General features: G+C 68.9%; 14 protein-coding genes. 7 read left to right on the forward strand and 7 right to left on the reverse strand.

The annotated features are described in order from the left end of the window. The first annotated feature begins 16 nt into the window (after positions 1 to 16). Positions 17 to 2,815 (forward strand): tetratricopeptide repeat protein, encoded by a 2,799-nt coding sequence (locus AB0G28_RS08330; protein ID WP_361084665.1) that lies wholly within the window; start codon positions 17 to 19, stop codon positions 2,813 to 2,815. 54 nt (positions 2,816 to 2,869) lie between these two features. Here the strand turns inward: AB0G28_RS08330 and AB0G28_RS08335 are convergent, their stop codons facing one another. From AB0G28_RS08335 to AB0G28_RS08355, 5 genes are read right to left on the reverse strand one after another with little or no spacing between them, the layout of a single operon-like run. Beyond that, complete coding sequence (locus AB0G28_RS08335; RefSeq protein ID WP_361084668.1) at positions 2,870 to 3,148, reverse strand: HPr family phosphocarrier protein; 279 nt, start codon at positions 3,146 to 3,148, stop codon at positions 2,870 to 2,872. An 11-nt stretch (positions 3,149 to 3,159) separates the two neighbouring features. Beyond that, positions 3,160 to 4,611, reverse strand: coding sequence for a fructose-specific PTS transporter subunit EIIC (locus AB0G28_RS08340; protein ID WP_361084671.1), 1,452 nt, complete (start codon positions 4,609 to 4,611; stop codon positions 3,160 to 3,162). Positions 4,612 to 4,613: 2 nt separating this feature from the next. Beyond that, complete coding sequence (locus AB0G28_RS08345; RefSeq protein WP_361084673.1) at positions 4,614 to 5,066, reverse strand: fructose PTS transporter subunit IIA; 453 nt, start codon at positions 5,064 to 5,066, stop codon at positions 4,614 to 4,616. Further along, complete coding sequence (pfkB, locus tag AB0G28_RS08350) at positions 5,063 to 6,007, reverse strand: 1-phosphofructokinase (protein ID WP_361084676.1); 945 nt, start codon at positions 6,005 to 6,007, stop codon at positions 5,063 to 5,065. Before pfkB ends, AB0G28_RS08345 begins: the two co-directional genes overlap by 4 nt. After that, positions 6,004 to 6,765: a DeoR/GlpR family DNA-binding transcription regulator gene (locus AB0G28_RS08355; RefSeq protein WP_361084679.1), complete on the reverse strand. Its 762-nt coding sequence runs from the start codon at positions 6,763 to 6,765 to the stop codon at positions 6,004 to 6,006. The genes pfkB and AB0G28_RS08355 overlap by 4 nt, the downstream gene beginning before the upstream one ends. 103 nt (positions 6,766 to 6,868) lie before the next feature. Here AB0G28_RS08355 and ptsP point away from each other — a divergent pair, with 103 nt between their 5' ends. Further along, the gene (gene ptsP, locus AB0G28_RS08360; RefSeq protein WP_361084682.1) at positions 6,869 to 8,437 is read left to right on the forward strand and encodes a phosphoenolpyruvate--protein phosphotransferase; all 1,569 of its coding nucleotides are present in this window, start codon (positions 6,869 to 6,871) and stop codon (positions 8,435 to 8,437) included. On the opposite strand, the gene AB0G28_RS08365 is transcribed toward ptsP, so the two are convergent. Next, positions 8,434 to 9,405, reverse strand: coding sequence for an SEFIR domain-containing protein (locus tag AB0G28_RS08365; protein WP_361084685.1), 972 nt, complete (start codon positions 9,403 to 9,405; stop codon positions 8,434 to 8,436). The two genes, ptsP and AB0G28_RS08365, sit on opposite strands and share 4 nt — an antisense overlap. Before the next feature lie 194 nt (positions 9,406 to 9,599). On the opposite strand from AB0G28_RS08365, the gene AB0G28_RS08370 reads away from it, so the two are divergent. The 4 genes from AB0G28_RS08370 to AB0G28_RS08385 are packed head-to-tail and all read left to right on the forward strand — an operon-like array spanning position 9,600 to position 15,545. Then, positions 9,600 to 10,184, forward strand: coding sequence for a toll/interleukin-1 receptor domain-containing protein (locus AB0G28_RS08370; RefSeq protein WP_361084688.1), 585 nt, complete (start codon positions 9,600 to 9,602; stop codon positions 10,182 to 10,184). Further along, positions 10,184 to 11,815 carry a CATRA system-associated protein gene (locus AB0G28_RS08375; RefSeq protein ID WP_361084690.1) on the forward strand — a complete coding sequence of 544 codons (1,632 nt, stop codon included), beginning with the start codon at positions 10,184 to 10,186 and terminating at the stop codon, positions 11,813 to 11,815. The genes AB0G28_RS08370 and AB0G28_RS08375 overlap by 1 nt, the downstream gene beginning before the upstream one ends. Continuing rightward, the gene (locus AB0G28_RS08380; protein ID WP_361084693.1) at positions 11,812 to 12,477 is read left to right on the forward strand and encodes a hypothetical protein; all 666 of its coding nucleotides are present in this window, start codon (positions 11,812 to 11,814) and stop codon (positions 12,475 to 12,477) included. Before AB0G28_RS08375 ends, AB0G28_RS08380 begins: the two co-directional genes overlap by 4 nt. After that, positions 12,477 to 15,545 carry a DUF87 domain-containing protein gene (locus AB0G28_RS08385; protein ID WP_361084696.1) on the forward strand — a complete coding sequence of 1,023 codons (3,069 nt, stop codon included), beginning with the start codon at positions 12,477 to 12,479 and terminating at the stop codon, positions 15,543 to 15,545. Before AB0G28_RS08380 ends, AB0G28_RS08385 begins: the two co-directional genes overlap by 1 nt. 639 nt (positions 15,546 to 16,184) lie before the next feature. Here AB0G28_RS08385 and AB0G28_RS08390 read toward each other — a convergent pair. Continuing rightward, positions 16,185 to 16,976: an Asp23/Gls24 family envelope stress response protein gene (locus AB0G28_RS08390; protein WP_361084699.1), complete on the reverse strand. Its 792-nt coding sequence runs from the start codon at positions 16,974 to 16,976 to the stop codon at positions 16,185 to 16,187. A 333-nt stretch (positions 16,977 to 17,309) separates the two neighbouring features. On the opposite strand from AB0G28_RS08390, the gene AB0G28_RS08395 reads away from it, so the two are divergent. After that, positions 17,310 to 19,865, forward strand: a complete 2,556-nt coding sequence (locus AB0G28_RS08395; RefSeq protein ID WP_361084701.1) for a pentapeptide repeat-containing protein — start codon at positions 17,310 to 17,312, stop codon at positions 19,863 to 19,865. Positions 19,866 to 19,914: the final 49 nt, after the last annotated feature.

Raw genomic sequence — 19,914 nt, forward strand, 5'->3', positions numbered from 1 at the left:
CTCGTGGCACGCCGTCGTGTCCATCGCGGTGGCGGCAGGTCTGGGCGTGGTGACGAACCTCGTCACAGACACGTTCAGCTGGGCCTTGGCGGCCGCGGTCGTGGCCCTCGTCGCAACCCAGGTCACTCAATCGGTACTGCTGGGCAGGCAGGAAGCCCGTGAGCGGCGGGCCGCGCGGGACGACCTGCTTGGCCCCCTGCGGCCGGCATTGCCCGCGCGGCCGGTGGACGCGCCGGACACCGTGAGCCGGCTGGTGCACCTGCTCACAGCGCCGTACTGCCCAACGCGCTTGTGGGGCCGCCGCACTGAACGGGCCGGGCTACTGGACTGGTGCGTCGCCCGCGATCCGTCGGCCGGAGTCGTGCGGGTTCTAACCGGCGCCGCGGGGAGCGGAAAGAGCCGCTTGGCCCTCGCGGTCGCCGAAGACCTGCCGGACGGCTGGGCTGCGGGCTGGTTCCTCGGCGTCGTCGACGACCTGGTGCAGCGCATCGTCGCGGCGGGGGAACCAACCCTGGTGATCGTGGAGAACGCCGAGCGAGTCGCCGATCTCGATCAGCTGGTTCTGCAGGCGTCCCGGCATTCCACCTTGGTGCGGCTGCTGCTGCTCACCCGGTTCGGCGTGGGGCCGGTGGCCGATACGGTGCTGCCACACGTCGCGCACGTCGTGCCGCTGACGGCATTGGGCGGACCCGGCGACCGTCAGCGGTGGTTCGCCGAAGCATCCCGCGAATACGCCAAATCGCTGGGCGTTCCGCCGCCGAACCCGCCGGAGCGCCCCGTGGGACAGGACGCCGACACGCCGCTCGTCGTGCACGCGCGGGCCCTGCTCGCGGCTTCGGGCCGAGCGGAGGCGATGACGTGGACGTTCGCCGAACTGATCAGCGAACTGATGATGCTCGAGCGGCGCGGCTGGGAGGCTGAGCTCGACCGCCTTCCCCGCGGGTGCGACCTCGAGGTCCTGTCACAGGCGGTCACGGTGCTGCTGGCATTGCCCGCCCGGACCGTCGACGAGGCGGCAGACCTCCTGCGCCGCGTGCCGCAGTTCTCGGCCGACTCCGCCCACGAGTCTCGGATGGCGGTGGCCCGCTGGGCACATCGGTACTATCCGCCCGGACCCGACCACCGTCTCGACGTCCGTCCGGACCTGATCGGCGAGCGGCTCATCCTCGACACGCTCGCCCGGACCGACTTGCTGCGCGACGAGGACACTGCGGCGATTCCCACGCTCCTGCGGATCATGCCCGAATTCGCGGACGCGCTCGACGTCGTCGTTCCCTGGCTGACGCGCCGGAGAAGGGATCTTCCCGCGCTGCTGCCGGTCATCTTCGGCACCGGCGTCGTCGACCGCGCGCTTGATGTGGCCTTGGCCGAACTCGTCGACCCGGACGATCCGTCGATGCGGCAGGAACTGATCACCGTCGACGCGCCGGTCGGGCTAAGACATCTGAGAGTCGCATTGGACCGCTGCTTGGTCGCGCACTGCCGGGAGCGGGCGGCGGCCGATCCGAGCCGCGGGCTGCCGGACCTGGCTGTGACTCTGCAAAGACTGAACAAGGGCGTACGCGCCTTGGGACTCCTTCGCGAAGCTCTCGGCACGTCTCGAGAAGTCGTGGACCTGTATCGACAGCTGGCGAACGGCGACCCCGAGCGGTATCGGCCCGAAATCGCCGGGGCCTTGAGCAGTTTCGGCAGCGATTTGCGCGCGGTCGGGCTTCTTCGCGACGCTGTCACCGCCAGTGAGGAAGCCGTCGGGATGTTCAGACGGCTGGCGGATGACAACCCGGAACGCTACTTGCCCGGCCTCGCCAATACGGTCAACAACCTCAGCGTCGCTCTCCACGACCTGGCTCTGCCCGAATCCGCGCTGGCCGCGGCGGAGGAAGCCGTCCGCATCCGTCGGCGGCTGGCTGAAGCGGATCCGGATCGCTACTTGGCCGATCTCGCGACGGCCATCCAAAACCTGAGCAACGCCCTGCGTGAGTCGGGCAGACTTCGTGAAGCTCTGGCCGCTTCCCAGGAAGTGGTCGGCATCCGCCGCGTTCAGGCGAACGAGTCGGCGGCTTTCGGGCGGCTCGACCTGGTCGCGGCGCTGTACAACCTCAACTGCGATCTGCGGGCGACGGAGCGGTACCAGGAGGCTCTTGACGCCGCGACGGAGGCGGTCGCGGGCTGCCGGTCCATGGCTGAGGAGGAACCCACCCGGTATCTCCCTGACCTCGCTCGAGTGCTACACAGTCTCGGTGCCACCTTGACGAAGTTGGGTCGTCCGCGCGAGGCACTCGAGACGATCGAGGAAACGGCGCGCATCCGCCGCCGGCTCGCCGAAGCCGAGCCGATCCGGTACCTTCCCGACCTCGCCGAGGCGATGCACGCCCTCGGTATCAACCTGCGCGAACTCGGACGGTACGGCGACGCGCTCACCGCCAGCCGGGAGTCGATCGTGATCCGCCGTCGGCTCGCGGAGTCCGAGCCCAGCCGCCACACGCCCCTCCTCGCCGAGACGCTCACCAGCCTCAGCATCACGTTGGTGGATCTCGGACGTCCGCTCGACGCCATCGCCACTGCCCGGGCGGCAGTGGACGAACGGAAGAAGATCGTGCGAATGGACGGCGACCGCCACCTCCCGTATCTGGCCGACGATTTGGAGACCTTGGCCTTCGCGCTCGAGAGCCGCGGTGACTTCGACGATGCGGCGGAAATCCGGCGCGAGGAGCTGGCCGTGCTCGAGGAGTGCGTGAAACGAGATGCGGAGTTGTACGAGCCTGCGTACCGCCGCGCGTTGTCGCGATGGGCGGAACGGGAACGACCGGCGTGACGGAGAGGCGGCCCCGGGTACAGGACACGCGAGGCCGCCTCGAGTCGCTTTTCGCTACGCGTCCAGGTCCTGGGCGATGAGCTCGGCCAGGGCGTCGACCGACGCCTGGGCCTGGTCACCTTCGGCGGACAGCTCCACCTCGTCGCCGAAAGCGGCGCCCAGGGTCATCAAGCCCAGGACACTCGCGGCGTCGACGGGGGCGCCCGCCACCCCTCCGGTGATCTTCGCGATGCGAACCTTCGCGGGCTGCCCAGCCGCGGTGCGAGCGACCAGGCCCGCGGGCCGGGCGTGGAGCCCGACACTGCTGGCGACGAGCGTGCGGCGTTGGTACACAGTGGACTCCTTCACGCGTTGACAGGCCGGCCGGCGACGGCGGCGGAACGTTCGGTGGCCTTGAAGCGCGCTTGCTTGAGCACGATCACCGCACCGGCGGCGACCACCGTGCCGGCCACCAGGGCCACCAGGAACAGCAGCGGGCTGCCGATCAGCGGGACCACGAAGATCCCGCCGTGCGGCGCACGCAGCGTCGCGCCGAAGGCCATCGACAGCGAGCCCGTGACCGCCGAGCCCAGCATGATCGACGGGATCACGCGGAACGGGTCCGCCGCGGCGAACGGGATCGCGCCCTCGGTGATGAACGACGCGCCGAGCAGCCAGGCCGCGCGGCCGTTTTCGCGCTCGGCCTCGGTGAACAGCTTCTTGCGCACGGTCGACGCCAGCGCGAGCGCCAGCGGCGGCACCATCCCGGCCGCCATCACCGCGGCCATGATCTGCAGCGACGCCGTCGCGCCGGTCGTCAGGCCGCCGACCGCGAAGGCGTACGCCGCCTTGTTGACCGGGCCGCCCATGTCGAAGGCCATCATCAGGCCGAGCAGCGCGCCCAGCAGCAGCGCGCTCGCGCCGCTGAGGCTGTTGAGCCAGTGTGTCAGCCCGCTCGTCGCGGCGGCCATCGGCTTGCCGACCACCACGTACATCAGCACACCGACCACAATGGACCCGAGCAGCGGGTAGACGACCACGGGCATGATGCCCCGCACCGCCTTCGGCACCTGGATCTTCTTCAGCGCCATCACGACGCCACCGGCCAGGAGGCCGGCGACCAGGCCGCCGAGGAAGCCGGCGCCGACGGTGACGGCGATCGCGCCGCCGACGAAGCCGGGCGCGATGGCCGGGCGGTCGGCCATCGCGAACGCGATGAACCCGGCCAGCACCGGCACCAGGAAGTCGAACGCCGCGCTGCCGATCTGGAACATCAGCGCGGCCCACCCGGCGACCGTGCCCGCGTCGAAGTGCTCGGTGACCTTCGGCGCGTCGACGATCTTGTAGCCGCCCAGGGCGAAACTCAACGCGATGAGCAGGCCGCCCGCGGCCACGAACGGGATGAGGTAGCTGACGCCGGTCATCAGCCACTGGCGGATCTTGGTGCCGGTCTTGTCGTTCGCGCCGACCTTCGAGGTGAGTTCCGGGGTGGCGGGCGCGGCGGTGACGGGCTCACGCGCCGCGACCTTGGCCCGCTCGAACAGTCCGGCGGCGTCGTTGATCGCGGCCTTGACCGGCGCTTCGACGATCGGCTTCCCGGCGAAGCGGTCCCGGCCCTGCACGGCGAGGTCGGCGGCGAAGATGACGGCGTCCGCGCTCGCGATGTCCTCGGCGGACAGCGGTTCGGACCCGGCCGAACCCTGGGTCTCGACGACGATTTCATCGCCGTTGGCCTTGGCGGTCTGCTCCAGCGACTCGGCCGCCATGTAGGTGTGGGCGATGCCGGTGGGGCAGGCGGTGATGGCGACGAACTTCATGGTCAGGCCACCTCCTGGCGGATGTAGGAAGCGAGGGCGTCGGCGTCGGTGGCTTCGAGCAAGTGCTGCTTGAACTCGGCCCGGACGAGCCGGCGCGCGAGGGCGGCCAGGACCTTCAGGTGGTCGCTGCCGCCGCCTTCGGGCGCGGCGATGAGGAAGATCAGCTTCGCCGGGCCGTCCGGCGCGCCGAAGTCGATGCCGGCGTCGCTGCGGCCGAACGCCAGGGTCGGCGTGGTGACCGCGGCCGAGCGGCAGTGGGGGATGCCGATGCCGCCTTCGAGCCCGGTGGCCATCTGCTCCTCGCGGGCGGCGACGTCTTTCAGGAACACGTCGAGGTCGGTCACCCGCCCGGCGTCGACGAGCCGCTGCGCGAGGCCGCGGACGGCGGACTCCTTGTCGGCGGCGTCGAGGCCGAGGTCGACCAGGTCGGCGGTGATCAGGTCTGGGGTGGTCATGCGGCGGCTCCGCTGAGGGTGAGGGTCGGATCGGCGTCGAGCACGCGCACCTGGTCGGGGTGCACGTCCTCAGGCGTGGGCATGCGGCTGCCCTCCTGCGTGACCGCGGCGGTGCCGTAGGCGACCGCGGTTCGCAGGGCTCGGGGGCCGGTTCCTCCCGCGTGGAGGAACCCGGCGAGTGCGGCGTCTCCGGCGCCGACGGTGCTGCGCACGGCCACCAGCGGGCCGAGCGCGTGGTGCGTCGCGGTGGCCTCGACGAGCACGGCGCCGCGCGCGCCCAGGCTGACGAGCACACTGCCGACGCCACCGGAGATCAGCTCGCGGCAGAAGGCGACGACGTCGCCGAGCAGCGGCAGCGGACGGCCGGCGAGCTCGGTCAGCTCCTCGAGGTTCGGCTTGAGCAGGTCCGGCCCGCCCGCGCACGCGGCGGCCAGCGGCGCGCCCGAGGAGTCCACGGCGACCTTCGCCCCGGCGTCGCGGGCGAGTTTCGTCAGGCGCGCGTAGAAGTCGTCGGGCACGCCGGCGGGGAGGCTTCCGCAGCACACCAGCCATTCGCCACGCGCGGCCAGCTCGACGGCACGCCGTTCGAGGGTCGCCAGTTCGGCGGGGGAGATCTCCGGGCCGGGCTCGTTGATCTTCGTCGTGGTCCCGTCGGCTTCGACGAGCGTGATGTTGCTGCGGGTCGACCCGGCGATCGGCACCGCGACGACCGGCACGCCTTCGGGCGCGAGCAGCTCGGCGAGCCGTTCGCCGACCGGGCCGCCGGCGGGCAGGAGCGCGACGGTCGGGGTGCCGGCGGCGGCCAGCGCGCGGGCGACGTTGACGCCCTTGCCGCCGGGGTCGAGCCGGACGGCCGCGGCGCGCAGCACTTCGCCGCGGCGCAGCTCGGCGACCTGCGCGGTCCGGTCGAGGCTCGGGTTCGGGGTCACGGTGACGATCACGCCAGCACCACCTCCGGGCCCGCTTCTTCGAGTTCGGCCACCGCACCCGCGTCGATGCCGCTGTCGGTGATCAGCACGTCGATCTCCGCCAGCCGTGCGAACCGGCTGAGCTGGTCGGTGCCGTACTTGCTGTGGTCGGCCAGCAGCACCCGCTTGCGGGCGGCGGTGACCACCGCGGCCTTCACCGCGGATTCGGCCATGTCCGGCGTGGTGCAGCCGTGCTCGGCGGAAAAGCCGTTGGCGCCGAGGAAAGCGACGTCGACGAGCAGCCCGTCGAGCGCGTGCAGCGTCCAGGCTTCGACGGCGGCGAGCGTCGTCCCGCGGACGCGCCCGCCGAGGATGTGCAGGGTGATGCCCGGGCGGGTGGCGAGGATCGAGGCGACCGGGATCGAGTTGGTGATCACCGTCAGTTCGCGGTCGGTGGGCAGCAGCGTCGCGAGCCTGCTGGTCGTCGTGCCGGCGTCGAGCAGGATCGAGCCGCGGTCGGGCACCAGGTCGAGGGCGGCCCGGGCGATGGCGTCCTTTTCGGCGGCGTTGGTCTGGTCCCGCTGGGCGACCTCGGGTTCGAAGTCGAGCCGCTCGACCGCGACGGCCCCGCCGTAGACGCGGCGGACGATGCCCTGGCGTTCGAGGACGCCGAGGTCGCGCCGGATGGTCTCGGGGGCGACACCGAGTTCGCCGGCGACGTCGTTGACGTCGACCCGGCCGTCGCGTCGTGCGCGTTGCGCCAGGAGCTGGTGCCGTTCGGCGGCGTACATGCCCGTTCCTCTCCGATGTTTGCCCGTTGCCGTTTGATTGTGCCCGTTGTTACCGTACTGTCAATCCCCAGTTCCGAGATCATTTCCTCCCGGAGGTCCCGCAATGCAGTTGTCCGGAGTCGGAGTCAGCCCCGGGCGGGTCGACGGCCCGCGTGTCGTCGTGGCCGCTGACCTGCCGGAACCCGCTTCATCGCCCGCTCCCGAGGATCTCGAGGCGGAAGCGGGCAAGATCGGGCGCGCGGCGGATTCGGTCGCGGCCGCGCTGTTCGATCGTGCCCGTTCCGTGTCCGGTGATGCCCGATCGGTCCTGGAGACGACGGCGGCGATGGCGTCGGATCCGGCGTTGCTCGCCTCCGCGGAGAAGCTCGTCCTCGAGCGTTCGCTCCCGGCGCCGCGAGCAGTGTGGGAGGCGGCGGGGGAGTTCATGGCGGCGCTGCGGGCCGCCGGCGGGTACATGGCCGAACGCGCGCGGGACGTCGCGGACGTGCGGGACCGGATCGTCGCGGCCCTGCTCGGCGTGACACCACCCGGTGTCCCGGACCTGACGTCGCCGAGCGTGCTCGTGGCCCGGGATCTCGCCCCCGCCGACACCGCCGGGCTCGACCCGGACCTGGTGCTCGCGCTGGTGACGGCGGAAGGCGGCCCGACGAGCCACACCGCGATCCTGGCCCGGGCGCTCGGCATCCCGGCCGTGGTCGCGTGCGCCGGAGTACTGGACCTGAACAGCCCCGGGCTGACGGTCGACGGCACCGCGGGCACGGTTTCGCCGTCCGACGGCGCGGTGCGGGCCTCGGCCCGAGCGCCCAAGGCGACCTGGGACGGCGTCGGCAGGCTCGCCGACGGCCACCGCGTGAAGCTCCTCGCGAACGTCGGCTCGGCGGCGGACGCCCAGGCGGCGGCAGCGGCCGGCGCGGAGGGAATCGGGTTGTTCCGCACGGAGTTCTGCTACCTGTCGGCGTCGTCCGAGCCGACGGAAGCGGAACAGCGGGCGGCCTACGCGGCGGTGCTCGCGCCGTTCGCGGGGAAACCGGTCGTGGTCCGGACGCTGGACGCCGGTTCGGACAAGCCCCTCGAGTTCCTGCCGATGGGCGCCGAACCCAACCCGGCGCTGGGTGTCCGTGGCTTGCGGATCGCGTTCGACCGCCCGGAGCTGCTGGACCGCCAGCTGTCGGCGATCGCGTCGGCGGCCGGGGACACGGGCGTCGAGCTGTCGGTGATGGCCCCGATGGTGGCGACGGCGGAGGAGGCGGCCTGGTTCGCCTCCCGCGCCCGCGCGGCGGGAATCGCCCGGGCGGGCGTGATGATCGAAATCCCGGCGGCGGCCTTGTGCGCCGCTTCGATTCTCGCCGAAGTGGACTTCGTTTCGCTGGGCACGAACGACTTGGCGCAGTACGTCTTCGCGGCGGACCGCCAGCTGGGCGCGGTGGCGGCGTTGAACAACCCGCACCAGCCGGCCTTGCTGCGCCTGGTCGGCATGGTGGCATCAGCCGGCGCGGAGGCGGGAAAGCCGGTGGGGGTCTGTGGCGAGGCGGCGGCGGACCCCTCGCTGGCGCCGGTCCTCGTCGGGTTGGGCGTGACGTCCCTGTCGATGAACGCGGTTGCGCTGGCGGGCGTGGGCGCGGCGTTGCGTGCGGTGGACCTGGCGACGTGCCGCGAGGCGGCAGCTCGTTAGGTTACCGTCGGATCGCCGAGGGCCAGTTCCGGCGGCTGCCCCCGCCGGGTGACGACGACGGCCGCGGACCCGAAGGGCGACGCCGTGACACCCGGCCGCGACATTTCCAGCCGTAGCCGGCGGCCACCAGTGACGTCGAGGTCGATCGTGGCCGGTTTCCCGGCCGAGACGTCGTGTTCGGCGCGCGGCGCACCGTCGAGCAGGACCCGGAACCGCCCGACCTGGAAGGGATCCCGGGCGTCGTCGAGCACCCCGGCCACGCTGGTGAAGCGCTCGTAGTGGCCGCCCAGGTCCAGCTCGACGAACCCGACCCCGGTGCCGGTCGGCGTAGACAGCCGCAGGACGATGCTGTTCTGGTACTGCATGGCGTCGATCGACGCCGGACCACGCCGGATCCCCCGGCTGGCCTCCGCCCACGGCAGTTCCACGGCGAGCACTCGCCGCGGTTCCCGAGCCCCGCCGCGCCAGATCCCGCGGCGGGGCTTCGGGTACTGTCCCTGCCCGGTGATCGCCGCGAGCAGGTCGGCGACGCCACGGTCGGTGAATTCGGTGATTTCGTACCGCGTGGTGGAGTAAGGGGCGAGGAACGCCGGGATGTCGTCGATGGATCCGCCGGACAGGACGACCGGCAGCACCGTCCGGGTCCCTTCGCGGTGGTCCTTGGTCAGCTTGTCGCGGATGATGGCGGTCTCGAACTGGGCTCCCCGTCCTTCGTGCGGCGGTGCGTCGCCGTCGGCTCGCTCGCGGTACAGCGGAGACGCCACGACGATGATGAAGTCGGCCGCCTTGAGGTTGCGGGTGGCCCACAATGACCAGTCCATGCGGACGTTGTCGTGCCACTGGTCGAGAACCACTTCGAGGCCGATCCGGCTGTGCAGGAAGGTGGCGAACCGCCGGACCAGCGCCTTGTGCTCCTCGGTGTCGTGCGAGTAGCTGACGAACACCTTGGGCGCCCCGCGGTCGGACATCGGCTCGCTCCTCGGGTATTTCGGAAACGTATATCGGTGGCCCGATGAGTTGTCAAGGGACTGTTTTTCGGTCGTTTTCGCCGGTGGCCAGTTATTGTCATGGATCTGTCCAGTTTACCGTCTTCTTCGGCGACACGCGACGGATCTAGGATCGGGTCCGCCTGGTGGGGAGCGGTGAAGGAGCGAACACACACGTGTACGAGTACGACGTGTTCATCAGCTATCAACGCTCCGCGACGGACATATCCGCGTGGATTCGCCACCATTTTCACCCCCGCCTGACCGAAGTGCTCGACAACAACCGCTACGAAGACGTCAGGGTTTTCTTCGACGACCAGGTCCGGGTCGGAGCCAGGTGGCCGGCGGAACTGAGTTCGGCGCTGCAGCGCTCGCGGGTGCTGGTGCCGGTCTGCTCGCCGAAGTACTTCCGGGACGAATGGTGCCTCACCGAATGGCACTCGATGGCGGCGCGGGAGGAGCTGACCGCCGCCGCGCCGGGGGAGCGCGGACGGCCGCTGATCTACCCGGTGATCTTCTGCGACTCCCGCCACTTCCCGGCGTGGGCTCACGCGCGGCGGCCGCGTGACCTGCAGCAGTGGAACCACCCGTTCGAACACTTCCAAGCCGCACCGGCCTACCTCGACTTCAACCAGCAGATCAAGCAGATCGCCGCGGAGCTGGAGGAGCTCATCGAACGGGCGCCGGAGTGGCGGGGTGACTGGCCCGTGCGTAAGGACGGCCCGGAACCGCCGAGCCAGGCACGGATGCCGAGGTTCTGATGCCGGGTTCGATCTTCACCTTCTACTCCTACAAGGGCGGGGTCGGCCGGAGCTTCACGCTGGCCAATGTCGCCGTGCTGCTCGCCCGCTGGGGACACCGTGTGCTCTGCCTGGACTGGGACCTCGAAGCTCCCGGGCTTGCCGACTACTTCCGGCCGGGGCTGCCCGCACGCCCCACCGGCGGCGTGGTCGACCTCGTCGACGACTTCCGCCAGGGCCGGTTCGCGCCGGAAGCACACGTCCAGCGGCTGACGGACGCTGGTGTGCTCGATTTCGTCGCGGCCGGCCGAGAGGAGCCCGGCTACGTCGGGCAGATGCAAGAGATCGACTGGGCCGGCCTGTACGACGACGGGTTCGGCGAATACCTCGAGCAGTGCCGAGAGCAGTGGGCCGCGCGGTACGACTTCGTCCTCATCGACAGCCGCACCGGAATCTCCGATATCGGCGGAATCTGCACTGCTCACCTGCCGGACCATCTCGTCCTGCTGTTCACCGCGAACCGGCAGAGCATCCTCGGCGCGGTGGACGCGGCCCAGCGGGCCGACGTGGCGCGCAACCGCCTGCCGTTCGACCGCTCGCGGCTGACTGTTCTGCCCGTGTTGTCGCGCTTCGACAACCGGGAGGAGTACGACCGGTCGGAGGCCTGGCGGCGCATCGTCGTCGACGAGACGGCCGAGCTGTACCGGACGTGGCTCGACCAGACGGTGGAGCCGGAGACGATGGCCCGCCACCTGACTCTCCCGTACGTCTCGTATTGGAGCTTCGGCGAGCAGCTGCCGGTGCTGTCGGAGAAGACGCCGAGTGCGGACCAGATCGCGTTCGCGCTCGAGACCGTCGCGGCGGTGATCGCCTGCCGCCTCGATCGGACCGATCTGCTGGCCGAAAATCGGGACGCGTATGTGGCCGCGGTGCGGGCGAGCCGGCAGAAGTTCACCCACGACGTGCGCATCAGCATCCCGCGCCCGGCGGTCGTGACGGCGAATGAGCTGGTCGCCGAGCTGGAGAAGCGGGGTGTCAGCGTCACGAAGTCGTTGTCGGGTGACCGTTCGCTGCTGGCACGGACCGAGGACGACGCGCGCCACCTGTGCCTGGTCGTCGACGGCAAGGTGAGTCGCTGGCAGGCGGCCGAGGTCGAGCTGTTCCTGCACCGCACCCTCGGCCAGGACCGCCGGGTAATCCCGATCCTCACGCCGGGCACCGACGCGGCGTCCCTGCCCGGCTACGTCGGCAACCTCCGCTACCTGCGCCTGAGCGGTGTACGCGGTCCGGCAGAGGTGGCCCTCGACCTGGTCGGGCAGCTGAAGGGCTTCGCCCGGCTGGTCGACGCGGACGACGACCTCGACCTCGTGGCGGTCCTCGGCCAGGCCCGCGGATCCCGGCTGCGCCCGTCCCGCTGGGACCTCGTCGACGAACTGCTCACGTCCCTGCAGTCGGCGATCGGCGCGGGCGACGCCGCGCGCACCCGCGACCTCGCGACGGAGCTCGCGGTGGTGGTCAAACCCCGCTCCCCGAACGGCGACGGTCACTACGCGGCCCCGCCGAGGATCCGCCGGTCGATCGACTGGCTCCGCCGCACCCTCGACACCCGCGCCCAGACCACGAAGCCGAACCACCGGAAGGATCTCGGATGACCGACCGCTTGGGACACAAGCAGACCGCGGCGATGTTCACGCTGATGGTGCTGGGCCGGGAGGTGCCCAACCAGGAGCTGGAAGAGGTCGTGGGGTTCACCCTCACAGGTACCGAGCGCACCGGCCTCAATGAACTCGGGTACGTCGACAGCGACCGGACCGGGCCGAGGCGGAGTTACGTGCACGTGCTGAGCGACAGTGGCTGGGCCTGGTGCGAAAAGGAACTCGTCGCGGGCGGCCCGCCTCCGCAACGCGGGCAGAGCCCGCTGGGGTTGGCCCTGTACGTGCTGCTGGGTGGCTTGAACGATTACCTCGAGCGCGCGAACATGCGGCTGTTCCAGCTCTTTCAGCCAGGCGAGGTCGCACCCACGCCGGCACCGGCCGAAGAAGTGACCGTGACCGGCAGTCTCGAGGAGCGCATCCGCGTTGCCTACCGCGAGCTGGTGAAGGAGCCCCGCGGCTGGGTCGGCCTGGTGGACCTGCGCCCGAAGCTCGGCGCCCCTGCGGCTGAGGTCGATGCCGTGCTCAAGGAACTGAGCCGGGCGGGCAAGATCCACCTTGTTCCGGAGGACAACCGCAAGGCGCTGACCGCTGCCGATCACGAGGCGGCGATCCGCATCGGCGGTGAGGACAACCATCTGCTCTCGATCGAGGCGTTGTGATGGACGAGCTGCAAGCGCTGGCGACACTCAGTTTCGACTGGGCGGACACCCCCGACCACATCTGGCGCGACTCGCCGTACCACGTGGACGGCTTGCACGCCGACGCCCTCGCCGCGATCGATACGGGCATCCGCGACGCCACGATCAGCGACGGGCCCAGCCCGATCGGACTGGTCCTGCGCGGGTTGAAGGGGGTCGGCAAGACGCACTTGCTGGGGCTCGTCCGCCGTCAAGTGCACCGCTCCCGAGGCTACTTCTTCCTCGACGATGTCACTGCGGCCGAGGCGTTTTGGGACAACACGACCGCGGCACTCCGCCGCGGGCTGGCGTGCCCGGATGACTCAGGCGAGCCACAGCTGAAGAGCTTCCTGCGGCGGGTGTGCCTGCGCGCTCACGTGGACGCCGGGGTCGAGGAGCGGATCCGGCGTGGGCGTGGGCTCACCGCTGACGACGTCGAGGCGTTCGTGGACGGAGTGGCGTCCCTTGACGAGACGGTCGCCTATGAATGCGGGGACACCGCACGTGCCCTCGTGCTCATCGCCTCTCGGGACCCGAAGGCCAAGTACGTCGGCGACGACTTCCTGGACGGGGACGAGCAGCTCACGCCGGAAGCACGGCAGTGGAACATTTACTCGAAGCCGAAACCGGCCCGTGTTCTCGTGCGGGAGATCGTCCGTCTGCTCGCCTTGACCGGACCGGTGGTCATCGCGGTGGACCAGCTCGACGAGCTCATCTCCTGGTCGACGAAGCTCACTCGCGAGACTGGGGATGCCGCCGAGGAAGACCTGCTCGTGGCGCGGATTGCCGACGGTCTCATGGGGCTACGGGAAGTCACCCGCAAGACCCTCACCGTACTTACCTGCCTGCCCAGCACCTGGGACCAGATCAAGCGGAAGGCGACGGGGACCGTGCCCGACCGCTTCCGCGAGTCGGTCACGCTCGGCCGGATCATCGACGCGGAGGTCGGCCGGGCATTGGTGGCGAAGCGGCTCGGGGTGGCTTACGAGAAGATGGGATTCACGCCGCCGCACCCGACCTGGCCTGTCGCGCCCGTGGCGTTCGAGGAACCCTGGGAGCAGTGGACTCCGCGGCAGCTGTTGAAGCGCATCGGAGGGCACATCGAACTCTGCCTCCGCGCCGGGCAGGTACAGGAGCTCACTTCATTCGACGAGAAGACCGTGGTGCCGGTTGCGCCTGCACGCACCGAGGTCGAGACAGACCGGTTCGCCGAACTCGACGCCGAATTCGAGAAGCTGCAGGCGGAAGCGGATCCCGAGAAGCTGCTCGCCGAGAAGACCGTGGACAAGGTGATGCCCGATCTTCTGTCCGCGGCCCTGCGGTGCTGGGTGACCGAAGTCGGAGACGACGACCTCGAATGGTCGTGCGAGCGCCAGAACGGGCGGAATGAGCTGCACGCCTGGCTCTCCCGGACCCTCGACGAGAAGGCGGACTTGAAGGAGCACTGGGCGTTCCGGGTGATCGCGGCCCGGGACCCGCGGGCTGCGCTGAGCCGGTTCCGGAAGGCCAGGTCCGCGGCAGGCCAGCTGCAGGGGGCCGACAACCGGCACCTCGTCATCCTGCGGGACGCCTGGCGGGGCGGGATCAAGACGAAACAGGAAGTCGAGAAGTTCACGGCCGCCGGCGGCAAGACCGTTCCGCCTACCGCCACCGACCTCCGGACTTTCTCGGCGTTGCAGAAAATGCTCGGCACCGGCGGCCGCGAACTGCACGAATGGCTGATCGACCGCCGGCCCGCCAGCCGCTCCGAGCTCCTGTCCGCCGTTCTTCCGGAGAAGCCGCCGGGGCGGTCCACCGAAGTCACCCACCCGCCGCCCGAGGAAGGGGAGATCACGCTCGGGACCGTCGTCGGCTCCGGGGAGCCCGTGCGGATCGAACTGTCCGCCCTCCGCAAGCACGCCGCCGTCTTCGCCGGGTCCGGGTCCGGGAAAACCGTGCTGCTCCGACGGATCGTCGAGGAGTGTGCGCTGCAGGGCGTGTCCGCGATCGTCCTCGACCCCAACAACGACCTCGCGCGCCTCGGCGACCCTTGGCCCAACCCGCCTGAGGGCTGGAAGAACGGCGACGCCGAACTCGCCAAGCAATACCTGGCCGAAACCGACGTCGTCGTCTGGACGCCCGGGCGGGCCACCGGGCGGCCGCTCGCCTTCCGGCCGCTGCCCGACTTCGCCGGGGTGCTGGACGACACCGACGAATTCACCGCCGCCGTCGAGGTTGCCGTCGCGACGCTCGCCCCTCAAGCGCGGCTCACCGGCAGCACCGCGAAAGCCAACATCGGGCTCGCCGTCCTCCGGCAGGCCGTCGTGCACCACGCGCGGACCGGGTCGCGGAGCCTGCCCGACCTCGTCGAGCTCTTGTCGGACCTGCCCGAGGACGTCAGCAACCTCAACGACGCCAAGCGGATCGCCGCAGACCTGGCCGAGGTCCTCAAAGCCGCGATGGTCAACGATCCGCTCTTCGCCGGCGGTGGCGAGCCGGTCGACCCGGGCACGCTGCTCACGCCGGCCGACGGCCGGCGGGCCCGGGTCTCCGTCATCAGCTTCGTCGGGCTGCCCGCCGAAGAGCAGCGGCAGAACTTCGTCAACCAGCTGCAGATGGAACTGTTCGCCTGGGTCAAACGCCACCCGGCGGGCGATCGGCCGCTGGGCGCGCTGTTCGTCATGGACGAAGCCCAGACGCTGGCCTCCTCCGGAAGTCTCACAGCGAGTACGCGCAGCACGATCGTGCTCGCTTCCCAGGCTCGCAAGTACGGTCTGGGCCTGCTGTTCGCCACGCAGGCCCCCAAGGGGCTCCACAACCAGGTGACCGGCAATGCGATGACGCAGTTCTTCGGCCGCCTCAACAGCCCGGCGCAGATCGCCGCGGCGAACGAGCTGGCCCGGGCGAAAGGCAGTCCGGTCGCGGACATCTCCCGGCTCGAACGAGCCCAGTTCTACGTGGCGGGGGAGGCCTTCGGCTTTCGCCAGGTGGCGACGCCGCTGTGCCTGTCCCACCACCCGGCCAGCCCGCTGCGGCTGGAAGAGGTGATCGCCCGGGCACGAAAACACTGAGCGCTGTCGATCCGGGCGGGTTCCTCCGACGCGTCGGTGAAGCGCACCGACCTGAGGAGTTCCCGATGATCCGCCTTTACACGCCGATGTCCCTCGACGGCTTCGTGGCCGGTCGCGACGACCGGCCCGGGCAGGAAGTGGGGCCGCGGTGGTGGCCGGCTGTTCGACCGGCACGGCGACCGCCCAGCGGGCAGGTTTACCGCGAGGCGCAGGCGGCGGGTGCGGTGATCTCGGGCCGCCGGACGTTCGAACTGGCGGGGCGGTGGGGCAGTGACCACCACGACGGGGTGCCGATCCACGTGCTCACCCACCACATCGATCCCGCCGACACCCGGCCCCAGAACGCGCGGTTCTTCACCGAGGTCAAAGCGGCCGCCGAAGAAGCGCTCGCCGAGGCTGGTGATCGCGGGCTCATGGTGCACGGCACCGGGGCCGCGCGTTGCTCGCGGCGGGCTTGCTGGACGAGATCGAAATCGAGCTCGTCCCGGTGCTCCTGGGTGACGGGCGCGACTGTTCGGCGGCACGGAGGCGGACCTCGAACTCGTCCGGCGCCTCGAAGACCGCGACGTGCTCCACCTGCGCTATCGGGTGCGCTGACCGTCGTGCCCGGTCCCGCAACCGGGACCGGGCGCGACGGGGTCAGTTCGCGTCGGGGAAGTGGATGTCGGTGACGTGGACGTCGACGACCTCGACGTCGAGGCCCAGGTACTGCTCGACGGCGTCGATCACGGCGACGCGGATCCGCTCGCCCAGCGCCTTGATCGCGTGGCCGAACTCGGCCACCACCGGAATGGTGATCCAGGCGACCTCGTCGGCGAGCTCGACCGTGATGCCGTTCTCGTCGACGCTGTGCACGCCGTCGGACTGGGCGGCGATCCGCACGACGATCTTGCCGACCACCCCGTCGGCGATCGTGGTGCTGCCGCGCGTGCCCGCCGCGGGCCGGGCCGCGACCGCCTCGCTCTCGGCGGCCGGCTCCTCCTCCGCGACCGGCTCGGCTTCGGCGACCGGTTCCGCCTCTGTTTCGGAAACCGGCTCGGCAGTGTCCTCGGCTGGCTCGGCCTCAACATCCGACTCGGCTTCGGCGGTCTGCTCGGCAGTGTCCTCGGTGGCGTTCGGGTCGGTGTCGTCCTCTTCGGAGTCCTCGGCGACCGCCTCCTCGTCGGTGCCGGTGACTTCCTCGTCGCTCGTCTCCGCCGCTTCGTCCGTGTCGTCGGTGGCCTCGGCTTCGGCGGTTTCCGCGCTGGTTTCCGCTTGGGGCGCGGATTCCGCGTCCTCGACGGCGACGGGCGTCTCGTCGGCGACGGCCGCCTCCTCGGCCTGGGCAGCGCTTTCCATGGGCGCCGGCTCGACGCTGCCGTAGGCGTACCCGCCCGCGCCGGGGTTTTCGTTCTTGGGACGGCCGAAGATGCTGTTGATGACGTCGGACATGGTTTCCCTTTCCGGGAGCGACGACTTACCTGTGGGGACAGCAGACCGCGACATGATAGGGGGCGGCCCGTGACCCGCGTCACGGGCCCCCTGCCTTCGAGACTCGCTTGTGTCCCAACAGATATCCGACGATCACCGTCAGTCAGGCCGGGTTCGGCGATCGGTGATGTCGATTCGAATCTCGTGGGGATAACTGTCCCGGAATTGTCCAGCTTTTGGCAGCTTCAGAACGGGCACCGCGACATGCGGAGTCGTCGTTCCGTCCGGATGCGGGCACGCGAGAGTATGCTGCGGTGACACGTCCGGTCCCCACGGCATGAGGAGTAAGTCAGAATGGACAAGACCGAACTTGTTCGGCGAGTCTCGGAGTTGATGGCGCTGGCTGACCACGATGTCATGCCTGGCACCGATATCAACTACCGTGAGATCGACGTTGTCGCCATCGAACGGTTCGGGATTGCTCGGAAGCACATCTTCATCGAGTGCGCGGACTATGAAAAGCCGGTGGGGGTTGACAAACTCCAGGCCGATATGAACAAGCTTCGGGCTGCGCAGCAGAAGTATCCGCACGCCAGTCATCTTATGCATGTAGCGGCCAACGGGTACACCCAAAAAGCCCAGGGGTATGCGCTTGAGCACCGGATCGACGCGTTTTCGTTCGATCTGCTCATCGGTCGCTTGATGAACTTTGACGGATATGTGGCTAGCATTGAATCAGACCCGCTGCGGCCGGTCATCTTCGAAGAGTATCAGCCCACGCAGATACACACCGATGGTGACAAAAAGGATCGGAGTGCCGCGCTGAAATACGTCAAACAGTGGCTCGGCGGTGAACAGTCCTGGTTGACGGTTCTGGGCGACTATGGAGTCGGCAAATCGTGGATGCTCAAAAGGCTGCTGTACGAACTCATTGACGACTACAAGAAAGACCCGATCACTCGGCCGGTTCCGCTGTTCGTGCCACTGCAAAGGTTCACGAAGAGTTTTGATTTCGAGTCGCTGGTGACGACCACACTCCAGAGTGCGGGCGTGACGACTGTGAACTATAAAGCGTTCGAGTACCTGGCTTCGGTGGGCCGTGTCGTATTTCTGCTCGATTCGTTCGACGAGATGGCGCAGAGCATCCGGCCGCAGATCATTCGGGAGAACCTCGCGACGCTGCTCGTGGGAGTCTCCAACGGTTCGAAAGCCGTGCTGACTTCCCGGCCTACTTACTTCGAGAGTCGAGCGGAGCGGCTGATCGCCGTCGAAACGGACGATGGCCTCCGCTGGGAAGAACTCGATCGGGTCGAGGAAGAACGCCGAACCGAGGTCGCTCGGGTGATCTCCAATCGCCTCTCGGCAACGACGTACGCACGCCTCAACGATCTGACAAAGCTGCAGCGCATGACATTGTTCGACCGGGTCTTGAAGGATAAACCGGCCGCTCGGCAGAAGCTGCAGGAACTGTATGATCGATTTGAATCTCTGGAGGGAGTGAGTCAGCGGGCTGTCATCGCGCGACTGCTGACGACTGTGGCCGAGACGCTGGCTGACGGCAGGTCGCGGGCGACCGCGGATCAGCAAGAGCTATTTCCGGATGACATCGGCACGCTGAACCAGGCGAAGATATTCGATATTGTCATCTTGAACCTGCTCAATCGGGACAATGCGTTTGGAAGTCTTCGAGCCAGTCAACGGCGGACTTTCTTGCGCTCGTTCGCCGTGCGGCTGCAGCAGCCAGGACGGTCGTTATTCGCTCCTCCGGAAGAGGTGCGTGAACTCGTGCAAAGCCTGTTCGGTGCCATTCTGGCGAGGTCCGATACTCCCAGTACCGATCTGGAGAGCTACTACCGCGCTTGCCGGCGTCACTCCGGACTGACGACCCAGCGGCAGTTCCTGGATACGTCGGGTGTCATCGACAGTCCGGTCGACGAGAATGATCTCGATTCGCCGGTCGGTTTCTCGCACAATTCATTGAGGGAGTTCCTCGTCGCGGACGCGATCGCGGACCATCTGGTCCGCGGTGGTGTGTACGACGGTCTCTATACCGCACAGGTGACCGACGCCGTTGCGGGCTTCACCGTGGGGCTCGCGGAATACAACGAAGAGCTCTCCGCTCGGATCCGCAAGGTCTTCGAGGAGACGGATTCGGGCAGTGTGCGACAGTGGCTTTTCAAGATAATTTATGGGTTTATTCGCAACAGGTCGGAGCACGTTTCATTTCTGGGAAAGCCGGCGAATCTGCAGGATGTCGACCTCGCCGGGCTGGACCTTTCGGGACTCGAGCTGACGCGAGGGCGATTTGATGGGGCTCTCTTGCTGGAAAGCGATTTCAGGAGCTCCGATCTGCGCGACGCGTCGTTCAAGGGAGCCATCCTCGAACGGGTCCAGTTCGACAACGCGGTGCTGGAGGGCGCCGACTTCCGTGATGCGGAGATCCTCTCGATCTATGTGAACGACACCTTTACCCGCGGGACCACGGCCGTGCTCGAAGGCAAGGATGCCCTGCAATGGCTCTTCTCGTCCGGAGCCCTGGTGGCGAACATCGACGACCTCAATCCGTACTTGGGCCGACCTTGGTACGTGGCTGCTCGGGAGGTCGCGATCAGCCTTTCAGCGCGGCTGGCCGGCACCCACCGGAAGAAGGGCCTGAGCCGTGGTACGAAGATTCGTGACCGGGCCTTGGCGACCGAGTTCACTGAGTATCTCGTCAAGCGCGGTGTCCTGGACGTGGTGATCTTGAAGGCCAGGCGCGGCGGAGACACGGTCGTCCGGGTCAATCCCGACTATAGGTCGCTGATCTCCGAGCTGGCGGAAGGCGGGAGCATCGCCGACGAGATCAAGCCTTTCTTCGACAAGTTCATCAAAGAAGAAAGGAACCGGCTCGTCGGGGCCGTCAGCGATTGACCGAAGCGCCGTGGGGCCAACCCGAACGCAGCGGGTTGGCCCCACGGCC

It is taken from the genome of Amycolatopsis sp. NPDC021455 (assembly GCF_040640995.1).
Lineage (GTDB): Bacteria > Actinomycetota > Actinomycetes > Mycobacteriales > Pseudonocardiaceae > Amycolatopsis.

Coding starts and splice junctions, on each gene's coding strand:
- AB0G28_RS08385 (WP_361084696.1), top strand. CDS start 12,477: ATGGACGAGCTGCAAGCGCTGGCGACACTCAGTTTCGACTGGGCGGAC.
- AB0G28_RS08390 (WP_361084699.1), bottom strand. CDS start 16,976: ATGTCCGACGTCATCAACAGCATCTTCGGCCGTCCCAAGAACGAAAAC.
- AB0G28_RS08395 (WP_361084701.1), top strand. CDS start 17,310: ATGGACAAGACCGAACTTGTTCGGCGAGTCTCGGAGTTGATGGCGCTG.
- AB0G28_RS08345 (WP_361084673.1), bottom strand. CDS start 5,066: ATGACCACCCCAGACCTGATCACCGCCGACCTGGTCGACCTCGGCCTC.
- AB0G28_RS08365 (WP_361084685.1), bottom strand. CDS start 9,405: ATGTCCGACCGCGGGGCGCCCAAGGTGTTCGTCAGCTACTCGCACGAC.
- AB0G28_RS08375 (WP_361084690.1), top strand. CDS start 10,184: ATGCCGGGTTCGATCTTCACCTTCTACTCCTACAAGGGCGGGGTCGGC.
- AB0G28_RS08355 (WP_361084679.1), bottom strand. CDS start 6,765: ATGTACGCCGCCGAACGGCACCAGCTCCTGGCGCAACGCGCACGACGC.
- AB0G28_RS08380 (WP_361084693.1), top strand. CDS start 11,812: ATGACCGACCGCTTGGGACACAAGCAGACCGCGGCGATGTTCACGCTG.
- AB0G28_RS08340 (WP_361084671.1), bottom strand. CDS start 4,611: ATGAAGTTCGTCGCCATCACCGCCTGCCCCACCGGCATCGCCCACACC.
- ptsP (WP_361084682.1), top strand. CDS start 6,869: ATGCAGTTGTCCGGAGTCGGAGTCAGCCCCGGGCGGGTCGACGGCCCG.